General features: G+C 63.7%; 25 protein-coding genes, 1 pseudogene and 1 other annotated feature. Of the genes and pseudogenes, 15 read left to right on the plus strand and 11 right to left on the minus strand.

Annotated elements, in window-relative coordinates; genetic code table 11:
- The first annotated feature begins 290 nt into the window (after positions 1-290).
- The 3 genes from DIR46_RS14880 to infA all read left to right on the plus strand — a co-directional run bounded on the left by DIR46_RS14880 (position 291) and on the right by infA (position 2,956).
- Positions 291-1,940: an ATP-binding domain-containing protein gene (locus DIR46_RS14880; protein ID WP_109345931.1), complete on the plus strand. Its 1,650-nt coding sequence runs from the start codon at positions 291-293 to the stop codon at positions 1,938-1,940.
- Positions 1,941-2,013: 73 nt separating this feature from the next.
- Positions 2,014-2,325: a hypothetical protein gene (locus tag DIR46_RS14885; protein ID WP_205289206.1), complete on the plus strand. Its 312-nt coding sequence runs from the start codon at positions 2,014-2,016 to the stop codon at positions 2,323-2,325.
- A gap of 364 nt (positions 2,326-2,689) precedes the next feature.
- On the plus strand, positions 2,690-2,956 hold the full coding sequence (gene infA, locus DIR46_RS14890; protein ID WP_005664553.1) for a translation initiation factor IF-1: 267 nt from the start codon (positions 2,690-2,692) through the stop codon (positions 2,954-2,956).
- A gap of 42 nt (positions 2,957-2,998) precedes the next feature.
- Here the strand turns inward: infA and leuA are convergent, their stop codons facing one another.
- Positions 2,999-4,681 carry a 2-isopropylmalate synthase gene (leuA, locus tag DIR46_RS14895; RefSeq protein ID WP_109348038.1) on the minus strand — a complete coding sequence of 561 codons (1,683 nt, stop codon included), beginning with the start codon at positions 4,679-4,681 and terminating at the stop codon, positions 2,999-3,001.
- 567 nt (positions 4,682-5,248) lie between these two features.
- On the opposite strand from leuA, the gene DIR46_RS14900 reads away from it, so the two are divergent.
- Both DIR46_RS14900 and DIR46_RS14905 read left to right on the plus strand, forming a co-directional pair.
- Complete coding sequence (locus tag DIR46_RS14900) at positions 5,249-6,367, plus strand: NHL repeat-containing protein (protein WP_109345932.1); 1,119 nt, start codon at positions 5,249-5,251, stop codon at positions 6,365-6,367.
- A 141-nt stretch (positions 6,368-6,508) separates the two neighbouring features.
- A complete protein-coding gene (locus DIR46_RS14905; RefSeq protein WP_109345933.1) occupies positions 6,509-7,033 on the plus strand; it encodes a nuclear transport factor 2 family protein in 525 nt (174 codons plus the stop codon).
- A gap of 181 nt (positions 7,034-7,214) precedes the next feature.
- On the opposite strand, the gene DIR46_RS14910 is transcribed toward DIR46_RS14905, so the two are convergent.
- Positions 7,215-7,646, minus strand: coding sequence for a hypothetical protein (locus DIR46_RS14910; RefSeq protein WP_109345934.1), 432 nt, complete (start codon positions 7,644-7,646; stop codon positions 7,215-7,217).
- Positions 7,647-7,894: 248 nt separating this feature from the next.
- Between DIR46_RS14910 and DIR46_RS14915 the strand changes: the two genes are divergently transcribed.
- The gene (locus tag DIR46_RS14915; RefSeq protein WP_109345935.1) at positions 7,895-9,181 is read left to right on the plus strand and encodes an MFS transporter; all 1,287 of its coding nucleotides are present in this window, start codon (positions 7,895-7,897) and stop codon (positions 9,179-9,181) included.
- 56 nt (positions 9,182-9,237) lie between these two features.
- Here the strand turns inward: DIR46_RS14915 and gyrB are convergent, their stop codons facing one another.
- The 3 genes from gyrB to dnaA all read right to left on the minus strand — a co-directional run bounded on the left by gyrB (position 9,238) and on the right by dnaA (position 14,435).
- Positions 9,238-11,739: a DNA topoisomerase (ATP-hydrolyzing) subunit B gene (gene gyrB / locus DIR46_RS14920; protein ID WP_109345936.1), complete on the minus strand. Its 2,502-nt coding sequence runs from the start codon at positions 11,737-11,739 to the stop codon at positions 9,238-9,240.
- Between the two features lie 71 nt (positions 11,740-11,810).
- The gene (gene dnaN, locus DIR46_RS14925) at positions 11,811-12,917 is read right to left on the minus strand and encodes a DNA polymerase III subunit beta (protein WP_109345937.1); all 1,107 of its coding nucleotides are present in this window, start codon (positions 12,915-12,917) and stop codon (positions 11,811-11,813) included.
- A gap of 96 nt (positions 12,918-13,013) precedes the next feature.
- Positions 13,014-14,435: a chromosomal replication initiator protein DnaA gene (gene dnaA, locus DIR46_RS14930; protein WP_109345938.1), complete on the minus strand. Its 1,422-nt coding sequence runs from the start codon at positions 14,433-14,435 to the stop codon at positions 13,014-13,016.
- Positions 14,436-14,799: 364 nt separating this feature from the next.
- Between dnaA and rpmH the strand changes: the two genes are divergently transcribed.
- The 6 genes and pseudogenes from rpmH (at position 14,800) to DIR46_RS14965 (ending at position 20,355) form a co-directional block, all read left to right on the plus strand.
- Positions 14,800-14,934, plus strand: a complete 135-nt coding sequence (rpmH, locus tag DIR46_RS14935) for a 50S ribosomal protein L34 (protein ID WP_040378179.1) — start codon at positions 14,800-14,802, stop codon at positions 14,932-14,934.
- A gap of 31 nt (positions 14,935-14,965) precedes the next feature.
- Positions 14,966-15,361 carry a ribonuclease P protein component gene (gene rnpA / locus DIR46_RS14940; protein ID WP_109345939.1) on the plus strand — a complete coding sequence of 132 codons (396 nt, stop codon included), beginning with the start codon at positions 14,966-14,968 and terminating at the stop codon, positions 15,359-15,361.
- On the plus strand, positions 15,358-15,621 hold the full coding sequence (gene yidD / locus DIR46_RS14945; protein WP_109345940.1) for a membrane protein insertion efficiency factor YidD: 264 nt from the start codon (positions 15,358-15,360) through the stop codon (positions 15,619-15,621). Before rnpA ends, yidD begins: the two co-directional genes overlap by 4 nt.
- A gap of 8 nt (positions 15,622-15,629) precedes the next feature.
- A complete protein-coding gene (gene yidC / locus DIR46_RS14950; protein WP_109345941.1) occupies positions 15,630-17,315 on the plus strand; it encodes a membrane protein insertase YidC in 1,686 nt (561 codons plus the stop codon).
- Between the two features lie 84 nt (positions 17,316-17,399).
- Positions 17,400-18,788 carry a tRNA uridine-5-carboxymethylaminomethyl(34) synthesis GTPase MnmE gene (mnmE, locus tag DIR46_RS14955; RefSeq protein WP_109345942.1) on the plus strand — a complete coding sequence of 463 codons (1,389 nt, stop codon included), beginning with the start codon at positions 17,400-17,402 and terminating at the stop codon, positions 18,786-18,788.
- Positions 18,789-19,128: 340 nt separating this feature from the next.
- Positions 19,129-20,355, plus strand: a pseudogene (locus DIR46_RS14965) (IS3 family transposase).
- Positions 19,407-19,523, plus strand: a sequence feature (AL1L pseudoknot). It overlaps the preceding pseudogene by 117 nt.
- Positions 20,356-20,372: 17 nt before the next feature.
- Here DIR46_RS14965 and DIR46_RS14970 read toward each other — a convergent pair.
- A complete protein-coding gene (locus DIR46_RS14970; protein ID WP_109343495.1) occupies positions 20,373-21,350 on the minus strand; it encodes an IS481 family transposase in 978 nt (325 codons plus the stop codon).
- Positions 21,351-21,606: 256 nt separating this feature from the next.
- On the opposite strand from DIR46_RS14970, the gene DIR46_RS14975 reads away from it, so the two are divergent.
- Positions 21,607-22,188, plus strand: coding sequence for a DUF1439 domain-containing protein (locus DIR46_RS14975; RefSeq protein ID WP_109345943.1), 582 nt, complete (start codon positions 21,607-21,609; stop codon positions 22,186-22,188).
- 343 nt (positions 22,189-22,531) lie between these two features.
- The gene (locus tag DIR46_RS14980) at positions 22,532-22,693 is read left to right on the plus strand and encodes a hypothetical protein (protein WP_229446265.1); all 162 of its coding nucleotides are present in this window, start codon (positions 22,532-22,534) and stop codon (positions 22,691-22,693) included.
- A 3-nt stretch (positions 22,694-22,696) separates the two neighbouring features.
- On the opposite strand, the gene DIR46_RS14985 is transcribed toward DIR46_RS14980, so the two are convergent.
- The 3 genes from DIR46_RS14985 to DIR46_RS14990 are packed head-to-tail and all read right to left on the minus strand — an operon-like array spanning position 22,697 to position 24,266.
- A complete protein-coding gene (locus DIR46_RS14985) occupies positions 22,697-23,299 on the minus strand; it encodes an Hpt domain-containing protein (RefSeq protein WP_229446266.1) in 603 nt (200 codons plus the stop codon).
- On the minus strand, positions 23,296-23,475 hold the full coding sequence (locus tag DIR46_RS27755; protein WP_307719095.1) for an Ig-like domain-containing domain: 180 nt from the start codon (positions 23,473-23,475) through the stop codon (positions 23,296-23,298). The genes DIR46_RS14985 and DIR46_RS27755 overlap by 4 nt, the downstream gene beginning before the upstream one ends.
- Positions 23,415-24,266 carry a CAP domain-containing protein gene (locus tag DIR46_RS14990; RefSeq protein ID WP_307719096.1) on the minus strand — a complete coding sequence of 284 codons (852 nt, stop codon included), beginning with the start codon at positions 24,264-24,266 and terminating at the stop codon, positions 23,415-23,417. Before DIR46_RS14990 ends, DIR46_RS27755 begins: the two co-directional genes overlap by 61 nt.
- 142 nt (positions 24,267-24,408) lie before the next feature.
- Between DIR46_RS14990 and pssA the strand changes: the two genes are divergently transcribed.
- The gene (pssA, locus tag DIR46_RS14995; RefSeq protein ID WP_109345945.1) at positions 24,409-25,188 is read left to right on the plus strand and encodes a CDP-diacylglycerol--serine O-phosphatidyltransferase; all 780 of its coding nucleotides are present in this window, start codon (positions 24,409-24,411) and stop codon (positions 25,186-25,188) included.
- 7 nt (positions 25,189-25,195) lie between these two features.
- On the opposite strand, the gene DIR46_RS15000 is transcribed toward pssA, so the two are convergent.
- Together DIR46_RS15000 and DIR46_RS15005 are read right to left on the minus strand one after the other, a co-directional pair.
- Entirely contained in the window at positions 25,196-25,507 is a 312-nt protein-coding gene (locus DIR46_RS15000; RefSeq protein WP_109345946.1) for a metal-sensitive transcriptional regulator, read from the minus strand.
- Between the two features lies 1 nt (position 25,508).
- The gene (locus DIR46_RS15005; RefSeq protein ID WP_109345947.1) at positions 25,509-26,432 is read right to left on the minus strand and encodes an aldo/keto reductase; all 924 of its coding nucleotides are present in this window, start codon (positions 26,430-26,432) and stop codon (positions 25,509-25,511) included.
- Positions 26,433-26,562: the final 130 nt, after the last annotated feature.

Raw genomic sequence — 26,562 nt, forward strand, 5'->3', positions numbered from 1 at the left:
CCAGCGCCGGTGCCGGTAGCAGGCACAGGACACACAGCAGCCACCCCCATAGGCGCAGTGCCGGAAGCGAAATTGCCTTAAGGGTAAATGGTAAGTGCACGGAGAACCTTGACGCTATGCGTAATGGCCGAAAGTGTGCACCGGATTGCCGCCAGGCGACAATAAGTTTTTCACTTCGGCAACGATCCAAGTGGATTTCGTCCCAATAATGCGTTCCCCCGACAACGGTGTGTGACTATCATGGAAACAGACTTACAATAGTTTCCACCTTACTAACGCTTGCGGACACCATGGCCCATATCCAACCTGCCGGCTGGCGCGAGATGGCCGTCACCGGCGCCGCCGCGCGCGAGATCGAAACCCTGGCCTACCTCGACGAGCGCCTGGCCGACACGCCCTATGTCATCTACCACGGCGTGCACTGGACCAATGTCGAGCAGGGTTACTCGGTGTATGGCGACGTCGACTTCATCGTGCTCGCCCCGAACGGCCGCATCCTGGTGATCGAGCAGGTCGCCGGCTTCCTGAACGAAACCCCGGAAGGCCTGGTCAAAAACTACCAGGGCAAGCCGCGCAAGATCCGCAGCCAGATCCTGGCGACCATCGAGGGGCTGACCAAGCGCTACCACGGCACGCTGTCGGTGGACTATCTGCTGTACTGCCCCGACTACATCGTGCGCGACCAGCAGCTGGCCGGGATCGACCCCGACCACATCATCGACGCCACCAACAAGCCCAAGCTGGCGCGCGTGATCCGCGAGTCGCTGCCGGTCACGGACCGCACCGACGACTTCGACAAGGTCACGCGCTTTTTGGGCGACACGCTGAACCTGCGGCCCGACCCCAGCGCCATGATCGGCAACGCGGTAAACATGGTGACGCGGCTGTCGGGCGGCCTGGCGACCTGGGCCCGGCGGCTGGAATTTTCTCCATTCCGCCTGCACGTGATCGGCACCGCCGGCAGCGGCAAGACCCAGCTGGCGCTGGCCGAATACACGGCCGCGCTCGACGCCGACCTGCGTCCGCTCTACGTCTGCTTCAACCGGCCGCTGGCCGACCACATCGAACGGCTGGTGCCGGCCGGCGGACGGGTGGCCACCTTCCACATGCTGTCCGACGCCTGGCTGCGCGCGCAGGACGTCACGCCCGACTACGGCGCGGCCGACGTCTGGGACCGCATCGAACACTCGATGACGGACGCCGAGCTGCCCGAGACCTGGCAGTTCGACGTGGTGATCGTCGACGAGGGCCAGGATTTCTCGGTGGCCTGGCGCGACATCGTGCTGCGCATGCTCAAGCCGGGCGGGCGCGCGATCTGGATGGAAGACCCGGACCAGAACCTGTACGGCCGCGCGATGGTGCCGCTGCCGGGCTGGGTGACCCTGCATTCGCACACCAATTACCGCAGCCCGCGCCAGATCGTCGACATGCTGACCAAGATCGGCGCCGCGCGCCAGCCGGTGGAGGCGGGCAGCCCGTTCAAGGGCGCCGACATCGAGGAGATGATCTATCCGGAGGGGGACGAGGAAGCGATGCTGGCGCAGACGCGGCGCGCCGTGACTTCCTGCCTGGCGGCCGGCTTCGGGCGCCAGGACATCGCGATCTGCGCGTTTCGCGGACGGGAGAAGTCGGCGATCCTGAAGCTCGACCGGCTGAGCGATTCGCACACGCTGCGCTCGTTCACCGGCGCTTATGATCTGTTCGGCAATCCGGTGTTTCGCGAAGGGGGCCTGCTGGCGGAGTCGGTGTACCGCTTCAAGGGACAGTCGGCGCCGGCGCTGATCTTCACCGAGATCGATTTCGAGGAGCTGGACGAGCGCGCGCTGCGTAAGCTCTTTGTGGGCATGACGCGCGCACGGCTGAAACTGGTGCTGGTGATGAGCGAGCGCGCCTCGCTGCAGATGCTCGACCGGATGAGCGGGACGGGCGCCGCGGCGTGAAGCGCGCGCCGCCCGGTGCGCGTCGGCGTATAGTCGGTGTACCCGGCCGCATCGGCGGGGCACAGGAGGCAGCATGCGCGAAGCGACCCCGGGCACCACGTTCCACGGCTTGCCCTTGACCCCTGAACAGCATAGCGAGATCCAGCACTACATCCACCGGCGGCAGCGCGCCGGCAAGGAGTGGGACACGCCGGAACTGCAGGCCATGCTGGCCGACATGCTCGATCCGCCCGAGGCGGTTGCCGCTTCCCAGGTCGACGACGATGCGTCGACCGCCGCCGAACGCATGATGGCCGACCGCGACGACCGCGACGACCGCGACGACCGCGACGACCGCGACGACTACGACGAGCCGATGCCGCATTCATACGGCGGACAATATTAATTTGTGCGCCGCACAAACAATGCTGTTATACTCGACTGCTCGATCAGGCCAAGCCAGGTCGAAAGTCCTCCGATCCGTGACCGCGCCTGTGCAGTGCGCGACTTTCCGGAGGACGTGTTTTCGGTATGTCAGTCAGCCTGTACAGCGGATGCACCACGCAGATAGCGTGGGCGTCCATAGCTCCGGCACCACGCAGATAGCATGGGCGGGAGCGGCGATAAATCGGTAATGCTTTGAAACGAAGCCCGCAGGATGCGGGCTTTTTTTTCATCCCTCTCTCCTGGCGCTGCATGCCGGGCCCAACGCTTCCCCGCATCGACGACGCCTGGCTCCCGCCGGCGCCGCACACCTCAGGAGAACCTGCATGGCAAAAGAAGAACTGATCGAAATGAACGGCCTCGTGTCGGAAGTGCTGCCCGAACTGCGTTTCCGCGTCGAGCTGGAAAACGGCCACAAGATGATCGCCTATACGGCCGGCCGCATGAAGAAGAACCACATCCGCATCCTGATGGGCGACCGTGTCACGCTCGAGCTGTCGCCGTACGACCTGACCAAGGGCCGCATCGTGTTCCGCCATCTCGAGTCGCGCGGACCGGCTGGCCCGCGCCGCGCGCCGCAGCGCCGCCGCTGATCGAGCGCCGGCAGCAGGGCGCCCCGCGCCCCATTGTGGGAGTCAGGCCGCGAGCGCGGCCGAACCCTCTCCGCTGGCAGCCATATGGCGGTTCACCGCCGACAACACCGACTTGAACGACGCCGTCACGATATTGCTGTCGATGCCCACGCCGAACAACGTCGGGCCATTCCCCACGCGCAGCTCGACGTAGCAGGCCGCGCGCGCGTCGGCGCCCGAGCCGATCGCGTGCTCGTGGTAGTCCATCAGGCGGATTTCCAGGCCCAGCGCTGTCACGAAGGCGTCGATCGGGCCGTTGCCGGTGCCGCTGAAGGATTGCTGCGCATGGTGGCGCGTTACTGTCACGTCCAACTGCACGTCATGCTCGCTATCCTCCACCATCCGGTGCGAGACGTAGTGGTATGGCTCGTCCTGCTCCAGGTACTCGCGCGCGAACAGCGCGTGCAGGTCGCCCGCGTTGATCTCGCGGCCGCTCTCGTCGGCCACGCGCTGCACGGCGCGCGAAAACTCGATTTGCAGGCGCCGTGGCAGCTGCAGGCCGTATTCTTGTTCCAGCAGATAGGCCATGCCGCCCTTGCCCGACTGGCTGTTGACGCGGATGACGGCGTCGTAGCTGCGGCCCAGGTCGGCCGGGTCGATCGGCAGGTACGGCACTTCCCAGATCGCGTCGGGCTGCTGCTTGGCGAAGCCCTTCTTGATCGCATCCTGGTGCGAGCCCGAGAAGGCGGTGAACACCAGGTCGCCCGCATATGGATGGCGCGGATGCACCGGCAGCTGGTTGCAGTCCTCGACCAGCTGGCGCACGGCGTCGATGTCCGAGAAGTCGAGGCCAGGATTGACGCCTTGCGTGTACAGGTTCATCGCCAGGGTGACCAGGTCGACGTTGCCGGTGCGCTCGCCGTTGCCGAACAGGCAGCCCTCGACGCGGTCGGCGCCGGCCATCACCGCCAGCTCGGCGGCGGCAACGGCGGTGCCGCGGTCATTGTGCGGGTGGACGCTGATGACCAGCGATTCGCGGTTGTTCAGGTGGCGGCACATCCATTCGATCTGGTCGGCGTAGACGTTCGGCGTGGACGCTTCGACCGTCGACGGCAGGTTGACGATCATCTTGTTCTCCGGGGTCGGCTGCCACACGGCGCTGACCGCATCGGTGATCTGCTTCGAGAAATCGAGTTCGGTGGTCGAGAACGATTCCGGCGAATACTCCAGGCCCCATTGGGTCTGCGGATGCTGGGCCACCAGTTCCTTGATCAGCTGGACGCCCTTGACCGCGATCTGCACGATCTCGTCGCGCTCCATGCCGAACACCACGCGGCGGAAGACCGGCGCCACCGAGTTGTAGACGTGGACGATGGCGCGCTTGGCGCCGACCGCCGACTCCACCGTGCGGCGGATCAGTTCATCGCGCGACTGGGTCAGCACGATGATGGTGACGTCGTCCGGAATGTGCTTGTCTTCCACCAGCATGCGCACGAAATCGAAATCGGTCTGCGAGGCGGACGGGAAGCCGACCTCGATCTCCTTGATGCCGATCTTGACCAGCATCTTGAAGAAGCGCAGCTTCTTCTCCACGCTCATCGGCTCGATCAAGGCCTGGTTACCGTCGCGCAGGTCGGTGCTCATCCAGATCGGCGGCGTGGTGATGCTGCGGCTCGGCCACTGGCGGTCGGCCAAGGGGACGGCGGGGAAGGGACGGTATTTGGTGGCGGGGTTGTTCAGCATGATCGGGGCTCCTGATGGGGTGGTCACTGGGCGACCTTGTGGGTCTGATGGGTGGCGACAGGCTGCCGGGCGGGCCACGAAAACGCTAGGCCCGGCAACCGATCGGTAGTTTTAGCAGCGCACGAGTCGGTGCGCGCAAGCCGGCCGCCAGGACGAACCCGGTGAGGAAAATCGATGGTGCGAAATATGGCGTGGTAGACATCGGTGCGAATCCTACTGCTGTTGGGGCCGGCGGAGCCGGGACGTACGGCGGAGAGTTACGCGCGTAGTAGCAGGGCAGCGGGCGATAGCGCGCCGGCGGCTGGTAGGGTGGTCGACAGATGCAGGGTGAAAGACATAATTTCGACTTTAAGGAACTATTGGCCGTATGTCAAGCGGGCAATTGGCAATTGTGGGAAAGAAAGTACGGCAAATTGGTTGTGACGCTAAGGCGGATTGCTCGGCGACAGTGTTACTTCGGCGCCGTAATGGCGCGGTGGCGATGCAGTTTATGCAGCTACCATGGCTGGGAACAGCGGCCGATAGTTTGCTGCGTGGTAGCATCGAAGACGGACCTTTCTGGAGAGATTCATGACTCGCCGTTCCGTGACCGATGCTGTCTTCGATACCGCCCGACTTCGCCTCAAGCTGTGCGGCGCCGCCGCCCTGATGCTGCTGTGCTCCGCCTGCGGCGACGGCATCCCGAAGGACCAGGATGACGAAGACGGCGGCGATCCACCGCCAGCGCCGGTGGCGGCGCTATCGATCCTGGCGGGCGATCCGACGATCGAAGGCACGATGGACGGCGCCGGTACGGCCGCGCGCTTCAAGTGGCCGCAGGGCATTGCGATCGATGCCGATGACAATCTGTATGTTGCGGACACCGGCAACTTCGTGATTCGCAAGATCACGCCGGCGGGGGTGGTCACGACGGTGGCTGGGGCGGCCGGCACCAGCGGCTTCGTCGATGGCGACGCAGGCAATGCGCGCTTCGGCAATCCGGTGGCCGTGGCGGTGAACCGGCGCGGGACCATTTATGTTGCCGATAATCTGCGCATCCGGAGCATTACTTCCGCTGGACGCGTCAGCACGACGGCCACGATTCCGATGGGGAGCAATGTCGCCGCGGGCCGGATGGCCTCCGTTATGCCTGGCGCGATCGCGGTCGACGCCAACGACAACCTGTTCATCACCAATAGCTACAGTACGCGCAGGATTGCAGGGGACAATACGCTGATGCTGGAAGGCCAATCCGTCGCCAACAACCTGACCGGTGTGAGCCTGTTCGAACCGCGCGGCGTGGCGGTGGACAACAACAATAACCTGTTCGTGTTAGACCTGGATCGCGAGATCAGCCGCTGGAACCCGAACGGCGTGATCGGCATCAACAACATGATTTTCCTGGCCGGCGCGGCGAATGCAAGGGGGGCAATCAACGGCATCGGCACCGCCGCGCGCTTCGAGCAGGTGGTGGCGCTGACGGTCGATCCGCGCGGCAATGTGTATGCCGCCGATGCGATCAACAACCTGGTGCGCAGGATCACGCCGGAAGGCGTGGTCACGACCGTGGCGGGAACGACGCGCTCGACCACCCTGCGCACCGGCGACCTGCCGGGCAGCCTGGCCGATGTGCGCGGCATCGTCGCGGACGGCAAGGGCAACCTGTATGTCACGTCCGGCAATGCGGTGGTCAAGATCAGGCTGCCGTAGGCGCTGGCCCGCATCTTCGGATGATCGTGCAAGCTTTCCGGAAGATCGAGCTAACGCGCGCCTGCGCGTGCGCTGCACACTAGCCGGAAGCGGAAGAGCCGGGGGTGGCCTTCCCATTCAACGATCATCAAGGAGTGCGATATGGAATTCTCTCGATCGGGTTCGGGTGCTTCGTCACGCTGGGTGGCTGCCTGGGTGTTGATGGCTGCGCTGGTGTGGTCCGCATCCCCGGCGCGCGCCGACAGTGGCTCGGCGCAGGCGCAAGGCAACAAGGAAGCGGTCAACAAGGCATTCGCCGCCTGGGCCGCCGGCGGACGGACCTTCTTCGACGACATGCTGGCGCCGGACGTGGTCTGGACCATCAAGGGCAGCAGTCCGACCGCACGCGTCCTTCGCGGCAAGCAGGAATTGATCGACGGCGCAGTCACGCCGCTGTCGACCCGCCTGCAACGCCAGATCCGGCCCACGATCCGCAACCTGTGGGCCGATGGCGATCACGTCATCATCGAGTGGGACGGCGAAGCGGTGGCGAAGGACGGCAAGCCCTATCGCAACAGCTATCTATGGATCTTCCGCATGCAAGGCGGCCGCGCGACTGAGGTGACGGCCTATCTCGATCTGGCGCCTTATGACGATGTGTTGCGACGGGTGCCGGCCTCGCAATAAACCCATGCTGGTCGTAAGGGCGTTAAGTAAAGTGGAAAATCGCTCTTCAGTTAGCGTACGAACGTCGTTCCCGCGCAGGCGGGAACCTAATTTTGCACGCGTTTCGACGACGTTCGCAGCCTCGGGTTCCCGCCTGCGCGGGAACGACGTCGTGGCTGCTTTAAACTTAACAGCGCTACACTCAGGCTGGCATCACGACAACCTGCTTCCCATACTCGACCATGCGCCCGCCGTGTTCGCGCTGCCAGGCCGCGGCGGTCGGCTGGTCCGCAAACCAGATCTGCTCATGGTCGCCGAACGCGCCGAGGTCGAGCCGGAAGCGGTCCAGCACTTCCGGCGGACGGCGGTCGATATCGCGCTTGCAGGCATCCCAGGTCGCATAGCCCAGCTCTGCGGCCAGCGTGCGGAACATGTGCTTGAGCTGCAGCGTCGTGCGTGCGTGGTAGAGCTGCGTGACGCGCGCGTCTGCAGTCTTTCCAGCCGCGTGCACGCGGCGCACGATGGGCAAAGCTTTACTGGGCTGGTCCGAATGGATGCTGCGGAGCATGCCGCGGGCGTAGCGGCGCAGGAAATCGGTATTGGTGTCTGGAGGGGTGTTTCGGTGGAGGCGCATGCCGAGTCCTTTTCACATGGTATTGGCCGCTCTCGCTACGGCATCAGTGAATGAACAGGGGATGGACTCCTGAAAAACGGTCACGTCGTGGACGTTGGCAGGTGCGCTGGCTTTCGCGAGAGTGGGCGTCCTGCACAGCCCGGAGCGGATGGTAGCACGAGTTTTAAGTCTTGTTGTCGCTGTGTTGCAAACATGCCATGGCAAAAAAGGCCCAACCGGTGACTGGTGTCGTTTGATACCATCCCGAAATGAACGTTACCCCTACTCACCTGGCCGCGACTTCGCGCATCCGTTACCGCCAGAATCTGGCATTGGTCCTGCTGGTCGTCACCGGCGTCATTAACTACCTGGACCGCGCCACGCTGGCCGTCGCCAACGAATTCATCCGCGCCGACCTCGGCCTATCGCTCGGCGAGATGGGTGTGCTGCTGTCGGCCTTCTCGTGGAGCTATGCGCTGTGCCAGCTGCCGGTCGGCGCCCTGGTCGACAAGATCGGGCCGCGCTGGCTGCTCGGCGCGGGACTGGTGATCTGGTCGCTGGCCCAGGCTGCAGGTGGACTTGTCTCTACCTTCGGCTGGTTCGTGCTGGCGCGCGTCGTGCTGGGCATCGGCGAGGCGCCGCAATTCCCGGCTGCGGCGCGGGTGGTCAGCAACTGGTTCCCCTTGCGTGCGCGCGGCACGCCGACCGGCATCTATAACTCGGCCTCGCCGCTGGGGTTCGCGCTGGCGCCTCTGTGCCTGTCGCCGCTGATCGCCGCGACCAGCTGGCACTGGGCCTTCTTCATCACCGGCGCGCTGGGCATCGTCGCGGCGATCGTCTGGGTCATGCTGTATCGCGACCCGGTGCGCGAAGAGCTGACCGACGCCGAGCGTGCCTACCTGGACGAAGGGCAGACCTCGGAAGCCGCGCCGGCGACGGGCTTCGCATCCTGGCGCGCGCTGTTCCGCCAGCGCGCCACCTGGGGCATGTTGCTCGGCTTCTTCGGTTCGGTCTATCTGAACTGGGTGTTCCTCACCTGGCTGCCGGGGTATCTGCGCACGGAGCGTCAGATGGACGTCGCCTATGTCGGTGTGGCGGCGACGATTCCCTTCCTGTGCGGTTTCCTGGGCGCCTTGTCGGCCGGCTGGGCGTCGGACCAGATCACCCGCCGCGCGAAATCGGTCGTCGCGGGGCGTCGCACGGCGGTGGTACTGTCGATGCTGGGGATGGTGGCGTTCACGATTCCGGCTGCGCTGGTCGAGAGCAATACCGCGGCGATTGCCTGCATCTCGGTCGTCATCTTCCTGGCCAATGCGGCCTCGGCCTGTTCGTGGTCGCTCGTGACGGCGGTGGCGCCTCGCAGCCGCATTGCCTCGCTGGGTGCGATCCAGAATTTCGGCGGCTTTATCGGCGGCGCGCTGGCGCCGATCTTTACCGGCTATATCGCACAGAGCTGGTCTTTCGTGCCGGCCTTGCTGACCGGCGCCGGCATCGCTTTCCTTGGCGCGATGTCGTATCAGTTCCTGGTGGTTCGGCCGATACCCGAGCAAGATTAAACAGCAATAAAAAACGGCCTCACGAAGAGGCCGTTTTGACTTGAAGCGCAATACGATCAGACGTCGATATTGCCAGCCCGCAGGGCGTTTGTCTCGATGAAGTTACGACGTGGTTCCACCTCATCCCCCATCAACGTCGTAAAGATCTGATCCGCCGCAATGGCATCCTCGATCTGCACTTTCAACAAACGACGCACGGTCGGATCCATCGTGGTCTCCCACAGCTGCTCCGGATTCATCTCGCCCAGACCTTTGTAACGCTGCTTGGACACGCCACGTTCGGCTTCTTCACGCAACCACTCCATCGCCGCGTGGAAGTCGCGCACCGCAAACTCTTTCATGCGCTCGCCCTCACCACGGCGCACGATCGCGCCTTCGCCCATCAGGCCCTGGAAGGTGGCGGCCGAATCGGCCAGCACGGTGTAATCGGCGCCCGCCACGAAGTCGGCGTCGATCGCGGTCACCTGCACGTTGCCGTGGTAGATGCGTTCGATGCGCAGGCCGTGCTTTTCGGACAGCTCGTCCGATTTCACCTTGACCTTCACCACCGGATCGTTGATCGCCGCTTCCATCGCCTTCGCCGACGCTTCCGCGCCCTCGAGCGTGGTCAGGTCCAGCGTCACGCCGCCGCTGACGATCGCGCTCAAGGCAGCGCGGTCAATCACGCGCGCCAGGCGCATCATGATGGCGTTGGCCAGGTTGTACTTGCGCGCCAGTTCGGTCAGCGCCTCGCCGGTCACCGGCTCGGCGCCTTCGCGCGCGATCAGGGACGCGGTGTTCAGCGCCACGTTCATCATGTAGCTGGCTTCTTCGACGTCATCCTTCAGGTAACGCTCGTCGCGGCCGGCCTTGACCTTGTACAACGGCGGTTGCGCGATATAGATGTGGCCACGCTCCACCAGCTGCGGCATCTGGCGGTAGAACAGGGTAAGCAGCAGGGTGCGGATGTGGGCGCCGTCGACGTCCGCGTCGGTCATGATGATGATGCGGTGGTAGCGCAGCTTGTCGACGTTGAATTCGTCCGGGCCGATCGAGGTGCCGAGCGTTGCGATCAGGGTCGTGATCTGCTCCGACGACAGCATCTTCTCGAAGCGCGCTTTTTCCACGTTCAGCACCTTGCCGCGCAGCGGCAGGATGGCCTGGAATTTACGGTCGCGGCCCTGCTTGGCCGAACCGCCTGCCGAGTCACCCTCGACGATGTACAGCTCGGCCAGGGCCGGGTCGCGTTCCTGGCAGTCGGCCAGCTTCGACGACAGGCCCAGGCCGTCCATCACGCCCTTGCGGCGGGTCAGGTCGCGCGCCTTGCGCGCCGCTTCGCGGGCGCGGGCGGCTTCGACGATCTTGCCGCAGATGATTTTCGCGTCGTTCGGCTTTTCCATCAGAAAGTCCGTGAGCGTCTTGGCGACGATTTCCTCGACCGGGCCGCGCACCTCCGACGACACCAGTTTATCCTTGGTTTGCGACGAGAACTTCGGCTCGGGTACTTTCACGGACAGCACGCAGGTCAGGCCCTCGCGCATGTCGTCGCCCGAAATCTCGACCTTGGCCTTCTTGGCGAATTCGTGCTCGTCGATGTACTTGTTGATCACGCGCGTCATCGCCGCGCGCAGGCCGGTCAGGTGGGTGCCGCCGTCGCGCTGCGGGATGTTGTTGGTGAAGCACAGCACCTGCTCGTTGAACGAATCGTTCCACTGCATCGAGACGTCGACCGAGATATTCGTGTTCTGATCCGACATGCGGTCGCCCGTCGCCTGGAACACCGTCGGGTGCAGCACGGTCTTGGCCTTGTTGATGTACTCGACGAAGCCGCGGGTGCCGCCCTCGAAAGCGAACAGCTCTTCCTTGCCGGTGCGCTGGTCGGAGAGCTTGATGCTGACGCCATTGTTCAGGAACGACAGTTCGCGGATACGCTTGGACAGGATCTCGTAGTGGAACTCCACCAGCGTGAAGATCGTTTCGTCGGCCCAGAAATGCACCTCGGTGCCGCGCTTGTCGGTGTCGCCGATTACCTTCATCGGCGAGACCTCGAAGCCGTCGCGCATCTCGATCAGGCGATCGACCGGGACGCCGCGCGTGAATTCCATCTGGTGCACCTTGCCGTTCTGGCGCACGGTCACGCGCAGCAGCTTCGACAGTGCGTTCACGCAAGACACGCCGACGCCGTGCAGGCCGCCCGACACCTTATAGGAGTTCTGGTTGAACTTGCCGCCGGCGTGCAGCTCGGTCAGGGCGATCTCGGTGGCCGAGCGTTTCGGCTCGTGCTTGTCGTCCATCTTGACGCCGGTCGGGATGCCGCGGCCGTTGTCGGCGATCGAAATCGAGTTGTCGGAGTGGATGGTGACGTGGATTTCGGTGCAATAACCGGCCAGCGCTTCGTCGATCGAGTTATCGAGGACTTCGAACACCAGATGGTGCAGGCCGGTGCCGTCCGAGGTGTCGCCGATATACATGCCCGGGCGCTTGCGCACCGCTTCGAGGCCTTCCAGGATCTGGATCGACGCTGCGCCGTATTCATCCGCCACTTCGACGGGCTTTTCTGCTGGGATATTCTCGGACATGGACTGCTTTCTATAAGACTATCTAGTTCAGGCAAATGCATACGGGCCGCCGGAGCGGCCCGCGCGACGCGTCAGATGCGCATCGGCATGACGACGTACTTGAAGTCGCCGTTGTCGGGAATCGAGATCAGCGCCGACGAATTCGAGTCGCCCAGGGCGATGTTCACCTGGTCGCACTTCAAGTTGTTCAGCACGTCGAGCAGGTAGGTGACGTTGAAGCCGATGTCGATCGAATCGCCGCCGTAGTCGATCTCGAGTTCTTCGACCGCTTCTTCCTGGTCGGCATTGGTCGAGCTGATCTTCATGACGCCCGGCTCGATGATGCAGCGCACGCCCTTGAACTTGTCGCTGGTCATGATCGCAGCGCGCTGCAGCGAACGCAGCAGTTCATCGCGGCTGATCGTGAAGTCGTTCTTGTAACCCTTCGGGATCACGCGGGTGTAGTCAGGGAACTTGCCCTCGACCAGTTTCGAGACCAGCTCGATGTCGGCGAAGGTCAGTTTCACCTGCGAGGCCGCGATGTCCAGGCGCACGGTTTCGTCGCTTTCTTCCAGCAGGCGCTGCAGTTCGATGATGGTCTTGCGCGGGATGATCACTTCCTGGCGCTCGAACTGCTGCTCGGTCTCCACCTGGCAGAAGGCCAGGCGGTGCCCGTCGGTCGCCACGGCGATGATATTGCTGCCGTCGAGCACCAGCAGCAGGCCGTTCAGGTAGTAACGGATGTCCTGCTGGGCCATCGAGAAGTACACCATATTGAACAGGTGCTTCAGCGTTTTCTGCGGCAGGGTCACCGAGGCGTTGTAGCTGTCGGCCACCGAAACGGTCGGGAATTCCTCGGCCGCCAGGGTTTGCAGCGCGAAGCGCGACTTGCCGCTCTGGACCGCCAGGCGCTTGTTCTGCAGGGTCATGGTGACGTCGCCCGATTCCGGCAGCGCGCGCAGGATGTCGAGCAGTTTACGCGCGGCCACCGTGGTGCCGGTCACGTCGTCGCCCGAACCGATATTGGCGTGCGTGGTGATCTGAACTTCGGTGTCGGTCGACAGGAAGGACACGCTCTCGCCGGTCTTGCGAATGAGGATATTGGCCAGAATCGGCATGGTGTGCCGACGCTCGACAATACCGCTCACGATCTGCAGTGGCCGGAGAAGCGTATCTCGGGTGGTTTTGACCAATTGCATAGTTATCCTCAGTACGTTTGAAAGGTGATGTGTTACTAAAGCGATATTGTGCCATTGCCCGAGGCAAACACAAATATTCTGCGCAAGGGCAGGCGATCAGCCCTTGAGCGTCTGTTCCAGCACGTGCAGCTCGTGGTTGCACTCGGGATTCTTCTGGCGGTCGCCGGCGATCTTGCGCACCGCGTGCAACACGGTCGTGTGGTCGCGGCCGCCGAACAGTTCGCCGATTTCCGGCAGACTCTTTTGCGTGAGTTCTTTTGCGAGGTACATGGCGATCTGGCGCGGACGGGCGATGTTCGCCGGCCTGCGCTTCGAATACATGTCCGCGACCTTGATGTTGAAGAAGTCGGCCACCGTCTTCTGGATGTTTTCCACCGAGATCTGACGGTTCTGCACCGACAGCAGATCCTTGAGCGCCTCCTTGACGACGTCGATGGTGATGTCCTTGCCGTGGAAGCGCGAGTAGGCCAGGATCTTGCGCAATGCACCTTCCAGTTCGCGCACGTTGGAGCGCAGGTGCTTGGCCACGAAGAAGGCGACGTCGTCGGACAGGGTCACGTCCTCGGACTGCGCTTTCTTCAGCAGGATCGCCACGCGCATCTCGAGTTCGGGCGGCTCGATCGCTACCGTCAGGCCGGAGTCGAAGCGCGAGATCAGGCGGTCGTCCATGCCCGTGATCTCTTTCGGATACGTATCCGAGGTGATGATGATCTGCTTCTTGGCCGCGATCAGCGCCTCGAACGCATAGAAGAACTCTTCCTGCGTCCTGCTTTTGCCACCGAAGAATTGAATATCATCGATGAGCAGCATGTCGAGCGAGTGGTAGTAGTGCTTGAAGTCGTCGAAGCCCTTGCGCTGATAGGCGGTGACGACGTCGCGCACGTACTGCTCGGCGTGGATGTAGCGGATGCGCGCGTTCGGCTGGTCAGCCATGACCTGGTTGCCGATCGCATGGATCAGGTGGGTCTTGCCGAGGCCGACGCCGCCATAGAAGAACAGCGGGTTGTACGACACGCCCGGGTTGTTGGCGACCTGGATCGCGGCGGCGCGCGCCAGCTGGTTGGCCTTACCGGTCACGAAGCTGTCGAACGTCAGCTCGGTGTTGATGCGGCTTTGCTCGCGCTTGGGCGAGTTGGCGATGTTCAGGTTCTGGGTCGGGCTCGGGCTGGCGGACGGGCTCGGGTTGTCGGCGCCAGGCGCAGGACGCGGCGCGTTGAAATCGACCGTGGCCGAGTTACCGGATGCGCTCGAGTCTGCCGCCTTGCGGGCAGGATTATTCTTCGGGTCGAGCACGAACTGCACCTCGACCGGCGCTTCCCAATACTGGGCCGCCAGTTCGGTGATGCGAGTGGCGAACTGCGTCTTGACCCAGTCGAGCTTGAAGCGGTTGGGCGCAGCGATGCGCAGCTTGCCGTCTTCGTAGTCGAGGGCCACCAGCGGTTTGATCCACGCGCTGAATTGCTGCGGCGTGAGCTCAAGCTCAAGCTGCGCGGATGCTGACTGCCAAAAATTTTCCATACTTCGCTTTTGATACGTAACACGCTATTTTACCTGTCTCGGCCGAAGTTATCCACAGGCGCTGCACATATTTTCCACCGAAATGGCAGTCGGGCCTCCCCCTTGCCAAGCTGGAAACGACCGCGGTCGGCGCTTGGTGAAACAACACCTGCCTTGACATGAAGGTGCGAAGTAGAGTCTAATTCAGGGTTCCCCGTCCGTGCGCCATGCCAGGCTGTGATTTTTCAGCGGCTGGTGGTTGGGCGACGAAAGACTTGCTGTGGCGTGACGCTGGTTTAACCTCGAGCGAAACTGTCATCGGCGCCGAATCTGACACGACGTCAGACCCGATTTTGCATCTTATTTTGCTTTAAGCGAGACCACCATGAAACGTACTTACCAACCTTCCGTCGTCCGTCGCAAGCGCACGCACGGCTTCCGCGCACGTATGGCTACCCGTGGTGGCCGTCAAGTCCTGAACGCTCGCCGCGCCAAGGGCCGCAAGCGTCTGGCTGTCTAAGTCACGCACCGCAGATCGATTGCGGTCGGTGATGACAGGCGAAGGTTCGCACGACTTCGCGCGCGCTCGGCGCATCGTTAAAACGGATGAATTTTCATCCGTTTTTCGTTTGCGGCCGACGCAAAAAACGGCGCACTTCGTGCTCTACACGCGTCCGAACGACCTGCCGCATGCGCGGCTGGGCGTCGTTGCGGCCAAGCGTTTCGCGCCGCGCGCGGTGACCCGCAATACGATCAAGCGCATGACGCGCGAGCTGTTCCGTACGAGCAGCCTGGCGCAGGTCGATTGCATCGTCCGCCTGTCGCGTCCCGTCAACGCCAAGGATGGTCCGGCCACCACGCGCGCCCTGAAGGCCGCGTTGAAGGTGGAACTGGCGCGCCTGTTCGCTTCCCAGAAGCCGCGCCCGGCGCGGGCCAGCTCGCCATGAAGACGCTGCTCGTCTGGTTGCTTCGCGGCTACCAGTTGCTGTTGTCGCCGATGCTCGGGCCGCGTTGCCGGTTCTATCCCAGCTGTTCCAATTACGCAATCGAAGCGCTGCGCGTCCATGGCGCCGCACGCGGTTCCTGGCTGGCCGCGCGCCGCGTGGGCCGCTGCCATCCGTGGAATGCGGGCGGCCTCGACCCGGTGCCGCCGAAAGACGGCCCCAAGGAATCCCATTCAGCCGCTTGCGGTTGCAACCACTCTTGAAGACTCCAATGGAATTCAATAAACGTACTGTCCTGTGGATCGTGTTCGCCATCTCTCTGATCGTTCTCTGGAACAATTGGATGGTGGCTAACGGCAAGCAGTCGCTGTTCTCGGCGCAACCGCCGGCGCAAGTCGCGCAGCAGACCAAGCCGACGGATGTCCCAGCCGCGGCGCAGCCGGGCAGCGCCGCCGTGCCGGGTGCACCTGCGGCGGCCGCTACCGCCGTGCCGGGCGCACCTGCCGCCGCACCTGCCGCGCCAGTCAGCCAGATCGTCACCGTCACTACCGACGTGGTGAAAGTCGACATCGACTCGGTCGGCGGCGTCATCAAGCGCCTCGAGCTGCTGCACTATCCGGATCACTTCGACAAGACCAGGAACCAGGTCCTGTTCAATGTGAACGGCCCGAACGTCTACCTGGGCCAGACCGGCCTGATCGGCACCAGCGCCGCCGGCGTGCTGCCGAACCACACCACGCCGTTCACCGTCAAGTCGGCGCAGACCACGCTGGGCGGCAACAACCAGGCGCAGGTCGTGCTGGAGGCCGAGCAGGGCGGCGTGCGCCTGACCAAGACGCTGACCTTCCGCAAGGGCGATTACCTGGTCGGCGTGCGTCATGACGTCACCAACATCAGCGCCGCGCCGATCCAGCCGTCGCTGTACCTGCAACTGCAGCACGACGGCAACAAGCCGGCCACCGATTCGTGGTTCATGCCGAGCTACACCGGCCCGACCCTGTACACCGACGCCGACAAGTACCAGAAGCTGACCTTCGAGGAAATCGAAAAGGGCAAGGCCGATCACTCGACCAAGGCGGATAATGGCTGGGTCGCGATCTCGCAGCACTTCTTCGTCTCGGCCTTCATCCCGGCCGACAAGGCGCCGCGCGACATCTTCACCAAGAAGATCGCCAACAACCTGTACGCGATCGGCACCGTGCAGTCGCTGGGCACCGTGGCGCCCGGCGCGACCGTGTCGACCGACACCCGCCTGTATTCCGGTCCGCAGGACGAGCAGATCCTGGAAACCATCACCCCGGGCCTGGAGCTGGTGAAGGACTACGGCATGCTGACCGTGATCGCCAAGCCGATCTTCTGGGTGATGACCCAGTTGCATTCGATGCTGGGTAACTGGGGCTGGACCATCGTCGCCCTGACCATCCTGATCAAGCTGGCCTTCTTCCCGCTGTCGGCGGCCGGCTACCGCAGCATGGCCAAGATGCGCGTGGTGACGCCGAAGATGCAGGCGATCCGCGAACGCTACAAGAGCGATCCGGCCAAGATGCAGCAGGCCACCATGGAGCTGTACAAGACCGAGAAGATCAACCCGCTGGGCGGCTGCCTGCCGATCCTGGTGCAGATGCCGGTGTTCTTCGCCCTGTACTGGGTGCTGCAGGCCTCGGTCGAGATGCGCGGCGCGCCCTGGGTCCTGTGGATCCAGGATCTGACCCAGCCCGACCCGTACTACATCCTGCCGGTGATCTACGCGGTGTCGATGTACATCACGACCAAGCTCAATCCGCAGCCGACCGATCCTGTGCAGGCCAAGATGATGCTGTTCATGCCGATCGCATTCTCGGTGGTGTTCTTCTTCTTCCCGTCCGGCCTGGTGCTGTACTGGGTGGTCAACAACATCCTGTCGATCGCCCAGCAATGGGTCATCACCCGCAAGTTCGAGTCCGGCGCGGCCAAGTAATCCGCAGCTTCTCGTGAAAAGCCCGCGCTTCGAAAAGCGCGGGCTTTTTGTTTTTGACGACCCCGTTTCCCTTACAATCCCCCCATGAAACTCGACACATCCCCCATCGCCGCCATCGCCACCGCCCCGGGCCGCGGCGGCATCGGCGTCGTGCGCGCCTCCGGCAAATCGCTCGCCTTCCTGGTCGACGCCCTGTTCCCCGGCGTGACGCTGGCGCCGCGCCATGCGACCTATATCCCGTTCAAGGCCGCCAACGGCGACATCATCGACGAGGGTCTGGCCATCTACTTCAAGGGACCGCATTCCTATACCGGCGAGGACGTGCTCGAACTGCAGGGCCACGGCGGCCCGGTGGTGCTGCAGATGCTGCTGGCGCGCGTGCTGGAAGCCGGCGCGCCGTCGGGCCTCCGCCTGGCCGAGCCGGGCGAGTTTACGCGCCGCGCTTTTCTGAACGATAAACTCGACCTGGCCCAGGCCGAGGCGGTGGCCGACCTGATCGACGCTTCCACCGAGGCCGCCGCCAGGTCGGCTTCGCAGTCGCTGTCGGGCGCCTTCTCGCAAGTGGTGCACAAGCTGGTCGACGGCACGATCAATCTGCGCATGCTGGTCGAGGCCACGCTCGACTTCCCGGAAGAAGAAATCGACTTCCTGGAAAAATCGAACGCGCGCGGCCAGCTCGCCGGCATCATCGAATCGCTGGAAAACGTGTTCCGCCAGGCGGCGCAGGGCGCGCTGCTGCGCGAAGGGCTGAACGTGGTGCTGGTCGGACAACCCAACGTCGGCAAGTCCTCGCTCCTGAACGCACTGGCCGGGGCCGAGGTGGCGATCGTCACGCCGATCGCCGGCACCACGCGCGACAAGGTGAGCGAGACGATCCAGATCGAGGGCATCCCGCTCAACATCATCGACACCGCGGGCATCCGCGCACTCAAGGAGGGGGGCGAAGAGATCGACGTGGTCGAGCGCATCGGCATCGAGCGCACCTGGGGAGAGGTCGGCAAGGCCGACGTGATCCTGCACCTGCTGGACGCGAATCTGGGACCGAGCGCCGCCGACGAGGCGATCGTCGCGGCCTTCCCGCCCAACGTGCCGGTGGTGCGCATCTGGAACAAGATCGACCTGTCGGGGCACAAGCCGTCGAAGGACGAGAGCGCCGACGCGGTGCATCTCTACCTATCGGCGCACGAAAAGCTCGGCATCGACCTGCTGCGCGCCGAACTGCTGCGCATCGCCGGCTGGCAGCAGACCGGCGAATCGCTGTACCTGGCGCGCGAGCGTCACCTGATCGCGCTGCGCGCCGCGCGCGAACACCTGGAGCTGGCGCGCCAGCACGCGATGCAGGACGATCAGTCGCTCGACCTGTTCGCCGAGGAGTTGAGATTGGCGCAGGACCACTTGTCGAGCATCACCGGGCAATTCACGCCGGACGATTTGCTGGGGGTGATCTTCAGCCGCTTCTGCATCGGAAAATAAAGAGCATTCCGGAGGGTGCCGGAGGTGGGTTGTTTCCCTCTAAGGAAGCCGGAATTGGTTGCTCAGGGGTTCCAAACCTAAACCAACAATTCCGGCTCTTCTAGGTACACGGATTGGTACACTTGTATTGTGCAATGTATCCATTGTGTACCTAAAGGAGAGCGATGCCACGCCAAGCAACCCCACTAACTGATACGAAGGTCAAGACCCTACGCCCTAAGCTTGCGCGTTATCGCGTGAGTGATATTGGAGGGCTCCTCTTCGAAGTGATGCCAAGCGGATCAAAGATTTGAACCGCCCCGGGTTTTGTAGAGGCTCCATTCTTTCAGAAAATGGAGCTATGAAGAAGCAACCTAAGTATTCCCCTGAAGTCATCGAGCGCGCTGTGCGCATGGTCAGCGAGGCTGGCAGTGAGTATGAGTCGCAGTGGGCGGCCATCACGTCGATCGCGGCCAAGATCGGCTGCACGCCGGAGACATTGCGCCGCTGGGTACGTCAGCAAGAGCGTGACACTGGCCAGCGTCCCGGTCCAACCACTGCCGAGGAAGTGCGCATCAAGGCGCTGGAGCGAGAAGTGCGGGAGCTGCGTAAGGCAAACGAGATCCTGCGGCTGGCGAGTGCGTTTCTCGCCCAGGTGGAGCTCGACCGCCGCATCAAGCCGTGAGAGCATTCATCGACCAGTAGCGCCATGCTTACGGCGTCGAGCCGATCTGCCGGGTGATGCAGGTCGCGCCGTCCGGCTACTGGCGTTACGCCGCGCAGCGGCGCAATCCTGAGTTGCGTTGTGCACGTGTCCAGCGTGACGACGTGCTGGGCGTCGACGTCGAACGAGTCTGGCAGGCGAACATGCAGGGTCTATTGAGCTGACAAGGTTTGGCGCCAACTGCGGCGTGAAGGCACTGATGTGGCCCGCTGCATGGTGGAGCGCTTGATGCGCAAGGCCGGCCTGCGAGGCGTCGTGCGCGGTAAGGTCGTACGCACGACTGTTCCCGATGCGAAGGCTTCGTGCCCGCTCGACCGGGTCAATAGCCAGTTCAAGGCGCAGCGGCCAAACCTGCTTTGGGTCAGCGATTTCACGTACGTCTCAACGTGGCAGGGTTTCGTTTACGTTGCCTTCGTCATCGACGTCTTTGCTCGACGTATCGTCTGCTGGCGGGTAAGTAGTTCGATGCGGACCGATTTCGTGCTCGATGCGCTGGAGCAGGCACTGTACGCGCGTCAGCCCGAGCGAAATGCCTTGGTCCACCATAGTGATAGGGGCTCGCAATACGTGTCAATAAAGTACAGCGAACGTCTGGCAGAAGCCGGCATTGAGCCCTCTGTGGGCAGCAAAGGCGACAGCTATGATAATTCCCTGGCCGAGACCATCAACGGCCTCTACAAGGCTGAGTTGATCCACCGCCGCGCTCCTTGGGAAAAAACGTGAGGCCGTTGAACTGGCCACGCTGGAATGGGTTTCCTGGTTCAACCACCACCGCTTGCTGGAGCCGCTCGGCTATATATACCGCCAGCGGAAGCTGAGGCAAACTATTACAAGCAGTTGAGCAGTCAGGCTGTTCCGGCCTGACTCGCACTAACCGGCCTCTACGTGTCGAGTCCCGTCTGATCGTAGACGCGTTTGACGAATAGATCAGGTTTGCGTTTCTGCCAATCCTTGAGCGCCTGAATCGGTGTCGTTGAGCCGATAGCTCGCTGCGGGATATGGTGGTTGTAAAGCTTGAGGTAATTGTGCAATGTGGTCTCCAGATCGGCCCTGCTATCGAAGCGGGTCTGCGCGATCAGCTCACTGATCCTGCCATTGAAGCGTTCCACCATGCCGTTAGTTTGCGGGTGGCGCGGAGGCGCCAGGCGATGCTCGACTTCCATGCTGCCACATGCCTTGTCGAAGGCGTGATTGCCGCTGGGCTTCTTGTCTTTGGTGGCGAAGCGGTCGGTAAATTGCGAGCCGTTGTCGGTCAGTATCTTGGTGATCTTGATCGGCGATGCGAGCTTCAAACGGCGCAGGAAATCGACGCTACTACGTTCAGTCATATCGTTGTAAATATGCAGAAAAACCCAGCGCGTCGCGCGGTCAATGGCAACAAACAGGTAGCGGCGTGAGGTTTCGTCAGGCATCTGTGGCAGGTACTTGATATCGACGTGCAGGAAGCCTGGCTCATAGTCCTTGAAGGTCTTCTTGGCCTTGATCGTTTCGCCTTCAGCTTGAGGGATCACGTCCTCCAGTCGTGCCATGCCTTCGCGTTTGAGCAGTCGCGCAATGCCTGAACGAGAGACCTCGGGATTGATGTATTGCCGGGTGATGTAGAGCAGGTCGTCGAGCGGTAAGTAAAGCGTCTGGCGCAGGGACAGCACGACCAGTTCCTGGGCTGCGCTCAGGGTCGTATGCAGGGTGTGAGCACGATGCGAGCGGTCTTGCACATCGTCCCGCTTGAGCCATTTGGCAGCGGTGGCCCGAGTGATATTGAACACCTTGGCCGCTTGACGGTCGGACAGGCCGGAATCCTTGATCTCCTGACGGATTTTTGGCGTGGTGCGGGCTTGCGGGTGAATGCGTGAACTCATGCTCGATATGGTGATGTTCTGCGAGGGGCTGACGAACGATGCAGGAAGCCAGCAATTATCTCATCGAGCACGGCCTTTGCACGGAACAAGGCCATGCTGCGACGGGGAACATGATCACACGAAACTAAACACTTAGGTACACCCGCAGCACGGTGATTCCTTAACCTCCTATACCTAAGGGACGTATCCTCCTCTCTCCACCTTCTGTATCGTAACGGTCAATGAGTCATGGACGGGCTCGTGCTAGGCTTTGAACATGGATAAATACACGCCACCTCATTCCTCCACGCCAAGGCGGCGTACGGTCGTCAGGCTGGCCGCCATCGCGGTCGGCGCTAGCCTGCTGGCCTCCTGCCCCAGCCTGATCGGCCCGCGCCAGGTCGAGCTGCCGCTGCACAAGCTGCAGGCCGGCCTGGACAAGCGCTTCCCCGTCAACGAGCGTCTGCTGGAACTGTTCGACGTCCAGCTCACCCGTCCGCAGCTGGCGATCCAGCCGGACCAGGACCGGGTCGCGCTGGCCGTCGACGCCTCGGTCGCGCCACCGTTCGCGCGCGCCTGGAACGGCAATATCGCGTTTTCGGGCCGCCTGTACGTCGACCCGGGCCGCGCCGCCGTCATGATGGCCGAGCCGCGCGTCGACAGCCTGCGGCTCGGCAACCCCGAAGCCGAGCGTCACCTGACCCGCGTTGCCAATGGCCTGATCGACACCGTCGCGCGCGACATGCCGGTCTACTCCTTCGAACAGAAAGACCTGCGCTATGCGGGTGTGCAATTCGTTCCCACGCGCATCCAGACCACGCGCACCGGCCTGGTCGTGACGCTCGAGCCGGCAAAATAAGCGGTGAAACAAGCTGCGTACACAAGCGTGAACGCCGACAGTTGGCATTACACTACGATTTTTGGCGGTGCATCGTGGCTCGTGCAGCGGAAACGTTGCACACATGTCAAATCGCTCATCGTGAGCCAGGCAGGGGATTGCACCCGCCTGGCATTGGGCGCACACTGATACGCAACGAAAGTCGTGATGGGTTCGCCTGTCGCGGTCCGGCTTGCGCTTTCTCATGCGCACGGAGTTCCGCTGAAGTAATCTTTCTCTGACTAGAGGCTGCCGTATCAGGGGGTGGATCTTGGAAACGACACACGAGAGTCTTCCGGACAGTGGGCTGCCAGCTGAGCCGCCGGTGGCCGTCTCCGTTGCCTCCACGGGCAGCATGCCGACCCGCGCCAGTCTTCCGGCCAAGGGCTCGTGCTGGTACTGCGAAAAGCCGCTCGACAGCGTGCGGCGCTTCTGCGGCAAGTCCTGCGCCGATTCCTTCGACGAAGAAGCCGAGTTCACGCGCTGACGGCTAGCGCCCGTCGGCTTGCTCCAGCAGCGCCAGTGCGTTTTCGAAATCGAAGCGCCTGAGCGCCGCGTCGAACGCCGCCACCTTCTCGCTTCCCATGCTCGCCAGCAGGCGCGGACGCAATTGCGCGGCCAGGTCCGGCGCGCGGCCGTCGCCGAGGTCGAGCATGTCGCGCAGGCGCGCCAGGTCTTCCCGGGCGGCCGGCGACGTTGTTGACAAGTTCGCCGGCGAGCTTGCCGGCGCCGGCGCCGGCATTTCAGGCGCGGCCAGCAGCGCGTCGACTTCCGCCAGCACCCGCGCCAGCTCCTCGTCCAGCGCCGCGATCAGCGCCAGCGGCGCCGCGCCGCCGGCCTTCAGCGCCAGCTCGACCTCCAGCGCCAGCTGGCGCAGCCGGTTCGCCTCGATCATCCCGGCCGCGCCCTTGAGCGTGTGGGCGATGCGGTGGGCCAGCACGGCGTCGCCGGCATCCAGCGCCGCATGCAGGCGCGCCGCGAGGTCGCGGTAGTCGCCGGCGAAGCGTCCCAGCACGCGCAGGAACAGCGCGCGGTCATCCATCACCCGTTCCAGGCCGGCCCCGAAGTCGATGGCCACCGCTGCGCCGCTCACCGCGTCGTGAACGACCAGGCGCGCGCAACCGCCGCGCCATTGACCGTGCCGGTGAAATTGACCTCGTAGGTCGTGGCCGCGCGCAGCGGGAGCACGGGAATGATCGAAGCCGCGCTCACGTTCCTGAGCGGATCGACGCGCAGCACCTGCAGGTCGGCGCCGCCGCGCGGGCGCACCGTGAAGCTGCCGACCGCCAGCGTCGAATCGAGATTGGTGTGCACGCTGATCGGATACCCCACCTCGTTGCGGTCCGGGACCGGGTCCGGTTCCTCGGTATCGCTGAAGAAGTTGGGCGCGACGCCGGTCTGGCCGCTGAAGGGCCAGGTGACGATCGTGCCGCTTGCGATGCCGGGCCATAGCCGTTGCGGCTGGCGAAATCGGCGGTGAAATAGTGGTAGCCGCGGCTGGCGCTGGCGGCGCCGGTGCCGATTTCGCGGAACATCGGCTCGAAGATCACGAAGCGGTGATAGATCGCCGTGATCAGTTCTTCGGTCATGAAGAAGCCCGAGCCGTTGCTGCTGCCGGAGATCACCTCGCCATAGGCGAAACCGCGCGCCCGGTCCAGCGTGTAGCCGGCAGCGTTCAGGCGGTCACCCAGGGTGGCGCCGGTGAAGCCCTGGCGGCCCGGCTCCTGGTCGTGGCTCATCAGGTTGTTGATGCGCAGGTATTCGGAGTGCCCAAGCGCCGCGTTGTCGATCTGCGCGTTCGGCGTCACCGTCGGCACGCCGGCCTGGGCGCGCCGGTAATTGATCCAGTTGCGGCCGTCGAGGGCGATACTGCCGGTCAGGGCGGGGGCACCCACCGCCGGGGCGGGCGCGGGGGCAGGTGCGGCGGGACTTGGCGCGACTGCCATGCCGCCACCGGCCTGGGGCGCCGGGCTGTCGCCGCCACCATCGCCGCATGCACTCAGGGCCAGGGCAGCGCCCAGGATCGCGGCAATCGACTGCCAGCGTGGCGTATAGCTCATTTTGCAACTCCTGTCAATACATAAGCGTGGGGCATCATTCTAGGCCAAAAACAACGATCGCGGCCGACGCTGCAACCATCGCGCAACACCCTTGGGAGCCACCCTGTAGAATAAGCCAACATTTTCCATGTCGAGTCGACCATTGAAGCTATCTAACCAGCAACGCCTTGCGCGCGCCAAGTTCGCCCTGCCCAGTTCCGTGACGCTGCTGTCGATCGCCTGCGGTTTCGCCAGCATCGTGATCTCGGTCGACAACGCACGCATCGGCGACCCGGACGACTTCCGCCTGGCCGCGATCCTGCTGGTGCTGGCCGGCGTGTTCGACGCGCTCGACGGTTTCGTGGCGCGCGCCACCAATACCCAGTCCAGCTTCGGCGTGCAGCTCGACTCGATCGCCGACGTGATGAACTTCGGCTGCGCGCCCGGCCTGCTGCTGTACTGCTACGGCTTCACCCAGCTGGGCGACGTGCACCCGACCCTGGAGCGCATGGGCGGCCTGGCCTGCTTCGTGTTCGTCACCTGCGGCGCGCTGCGCCTGGCGCGCTTCAACATCAGCCATGGCCGCACCGACCCGCGCTACTTCGTCGGCATGCCGATCACCGCCGGCGCGGCCTGCGTCGCCTCGGTGGTGGTGGCCTGGCCCGATCCCGTCATCGCGGTGGCGCCGGCCTTCCTGGTGTGCGCGCTGATGGTCTGCGTCGGCGCGCTGATGGTGTCGACCATCCGCTTCCCCAGCTCCAAGCACCCGAAGGGCAAGGTGATGCTGGCGCTGCTGGGCGTGTGCCTGGTGCTGCTGGCGCTGCTGCAGGAGCGCTTCTTCGTGCTGTTCTTCCTGATCTACGTGTGCGTGACCCTGCTGCTCAATATCGGCTGGAAGCTGGGCTGGCGCGGCGTGGCGCCGCCCAAGGTGTTCGAAGACTAAGGAGCTGTCACGCGAACTTGTCGAGCATCGCCGCCAGGTGCGCGGCGCGGGCGCGCGCGTCGTCGAGATCGGTGGCGTCGCCGGTCTGGGTCAGGATCGATGAGGTCAGCAATTGCACGAAGGAACGGTCGAGCGCCTTGCGCGCCGCCGCCATCTGCTGCGCGACCGCGTCGCAATCCGACGGCGAGTCGGCCAGCGCGATCAGTTTCTGCACGCCGCGCAGCTGGCCCTCGATCCGGGCCAGCCGGTTCAGCAAGTCCTTCTTTTGCTGCGCGCTGAGGGCCTTGCCCTCGACGATCCGGAGCGGGCCCTCGACCATCTCAGGCCACCTCGTGTCCGCGCGCGGCGCGCAGGATGCGGAACCAGTCCTCGCGTTCGAGCTCGAAGCTGGCGCCCAGCACCGCCTCGCGGATCGCCGCGATGCGGCCGCTGCCGGTGAGCGGGATCGGCCGGCAGGGCAGGCGCATGATCCACGCGAACACCACGCTGCAGAACGGCTTGTCCATGCGCTCGGCCACGTCCTGGATGGCCTGGCGCAGCGCGGCGCCGCGTTCATCCTGTGCGCCGAACAGGCGGCCGCCGCCCAGCGGCGACCAGATCATCGGCGCGACGCCCAGGTCTTGCAGGCCGTCGAAGGTCTCGTCGAACATCGGTGCGGTGTGCAGCGGAGAGAACTCGACCTGGTTGGTGCTGAGTGCGATGCGGCGGTTCAGCGACTCGAACTGGTGGCGCGTGAAGTTCGACACGCCGAAGTGCAGGACCTTGCCGTCCTGTTTCAGGCGCGTGAAGGCCGCGGCGATCTCGTCGAACTCCATCAGCGGATCCGGACGGTGGATCAGCAGCAGGTCGAGGCGGTCGGTGCCCAGCTTGCGCAGCGACTCCTCGGCCGAGCGCATGATGTGGCTGGCGCTGGTGTCGTAGTGCTGGATCGTGTGGCCCGGGTGCTTGTTGGACAACAGCTTGATGCCGCACTTGCTCACCAGTTCCATGCGGTCGCGCAGCGACGGCTGCGCGCGCAGCGCTTCGCCGAACAGTTCCTCGACGCCGTAGTTGCCGTAGATGTCGGCGTGGTCGAAGCTCGTCACGCCCAGCGCCAGGCACTGTTCGATGAAGTCGACGCGCGCCGCGACCGGCATGTCCCATTCGACCATGCGCCACATGCCGGCCACGATGCGCGACAGCTCAAGGCCGCCTTCGCGCGTCGGAATGCGGGGAAAGAGAAGTTCGGCGGGCGCTTGCGGCATCGGGGTTCTTTCGGGATGGCTGGATGGCATGATTATAGCGGCCCGAAGCCTGCGCCGCGTCAGCCGCCGCGCATGAAAAAAGCCCGTCCGGCATGACGCGCGGACGGGCTGTCGAAGATCGAACGCGGAT

Source organism: Massilia oculi, from assembly GCF_003143515.1.
Classification (GTDB): Bacteria; Pseudomonadota; Gammaproteobacteria; order Burkholderiales; family Burkholderiaceae_D; genus Telluria; species Telluria oculi.

Bases quoted from the DNA above. Each gene is read 5' to 3' on its own strand.
- DIR46_RS14880 (WP_109345931.1), top strand. From the start codon at position 291: ATGGCCCATATCCAACCTGCCGGCTGGCGCGAGATGGCCGTCACCGGC.
- DIR46_RS14885 (WP_205289206.1), top strand. From the start codon at position 2,014: ATGCGCGAAGCGACCCCGGGCACCACGTTCCACGGCTTGCCCTTGACC.
- infA (WP_005664553.1), top strand. From the start codon at position 2,690: ATGGCAAAAGAAGAACTGATCGAAATGAACGGCCTCGTGTCGGAAGTG.
- DIR46_RS14900 (WP_109345932.1), top strand. From the start codon at position 5,249: ATGACTCGCCGTTCCGTGACCGATGCTGTCTTCGATACCGCCCGACTT.
- DIR46_RS14905 (WP_109345933.1), top strand. From the start codon at position 6,509: ATGGAATTCTCTCGATCGGGTTCGGGTGCTTCGTCACGCTGGGTGGCT.
- DIR46_RS14910 (WP_109345934.1), bottom strand. From the start codon at position 7,646: ATGCGCCTCCACCGAAACACCCCTCCAGACACCAATACCGATTTCCTG.
- DIR46_RS14915 (WP_109345935.1), top strand. From the start codon at position 7,895: ATGAACGTTACCCCTACTCACCTGGCCGCGACTTCGCGCATCCGTTAC.
- gyrB (WP_109345936.1), bottom strand. From the start codon at position 11,739: ATGTCCGAGAATATCCCAGCAGAAAAGCCCGTCGAAGTGGCGGATGAA.
- dnaN (WP_109345937.1), bottom strand. From the start codon at position 12,917: ATGCAATTGGTCAAAACCACCCGAGATACGCTTCTCCGGCCACTGCAG.
- dnaA (WP_109345938.1), bottom strand. From the start codon at position 14,435: ATGGAAAATTTTTGGCAGTCAGCATCCGCGCAGCTTGAGCTTGAGCTC.
- rpmH (WP_040378179.1), top strand. From the start codon at position 14,800: ATGAAACGTACTTACCAACCTTCCGTCGTCCGTCGCAAGCGCACGCAC.
- rnpA (WP_109345939.1), top strand. From the start codon at position 14,966: ATGACAGGCGAAGGTTCGCACGACTTCGCGCGCGCTCGGCGCATCGTT.
- yidD (WP_109345940.1), top strand. From the start codon at position 15,358: ATGAAGACGCTGCTCGTCTGGTTGCTTCGCGGCTACCAGTTGCTGTTG.
- yidC (WP_109345941.1), top strand. From the start codon at position 15,630: ATGGAATTCAATAAACGTACTGTCCTGTGGATCGTGTTCGCCATCTCT.
- mnmE (WP_109345942.1), top strand. From the start codon at position 17,400: ATGAAACTCGACACATCCCCCATCGCCGCCATCGCCACCGCCCCGGGC.
- DIR46_RS14970 (WP_109343495.1), bottom strand. From the start codon at position 21,350: ATGAGTTCACGCATTCACCCGCAAGCCCGCACCACGCCAAAAATCCGT.
- DIR46_RS14975 (WP_109345943.1), top strand. From the start codon at position 21,607: ATGGATAAATACACGCCACCTCATTCCTCCACGCCAAGGCGGCGTACG.
- DIR46_RS14990 (WP_307719096.1), bottom strand. From the start codon at position 24,266: ATGAGCTATACGCCACGCTGGCAGTCGATTGCCGCGATCCTGGGCGCT.
- DIR46_RS15000 (WP_109345946.1), bottom strand. From the start codon at position 25,507: ATGGTCGAGGGCCCGCTCCGGATCGTCGAGGGCAAGGCCCTCAGCGCG.
- DIR46_RS15005 (WP_109345947.1), bottom strand. From the start codon at position 26,432: ATGCCGCAAGCGCCCGCCGAACTTCTCTTTCCCCGCATTCCGACGCGC.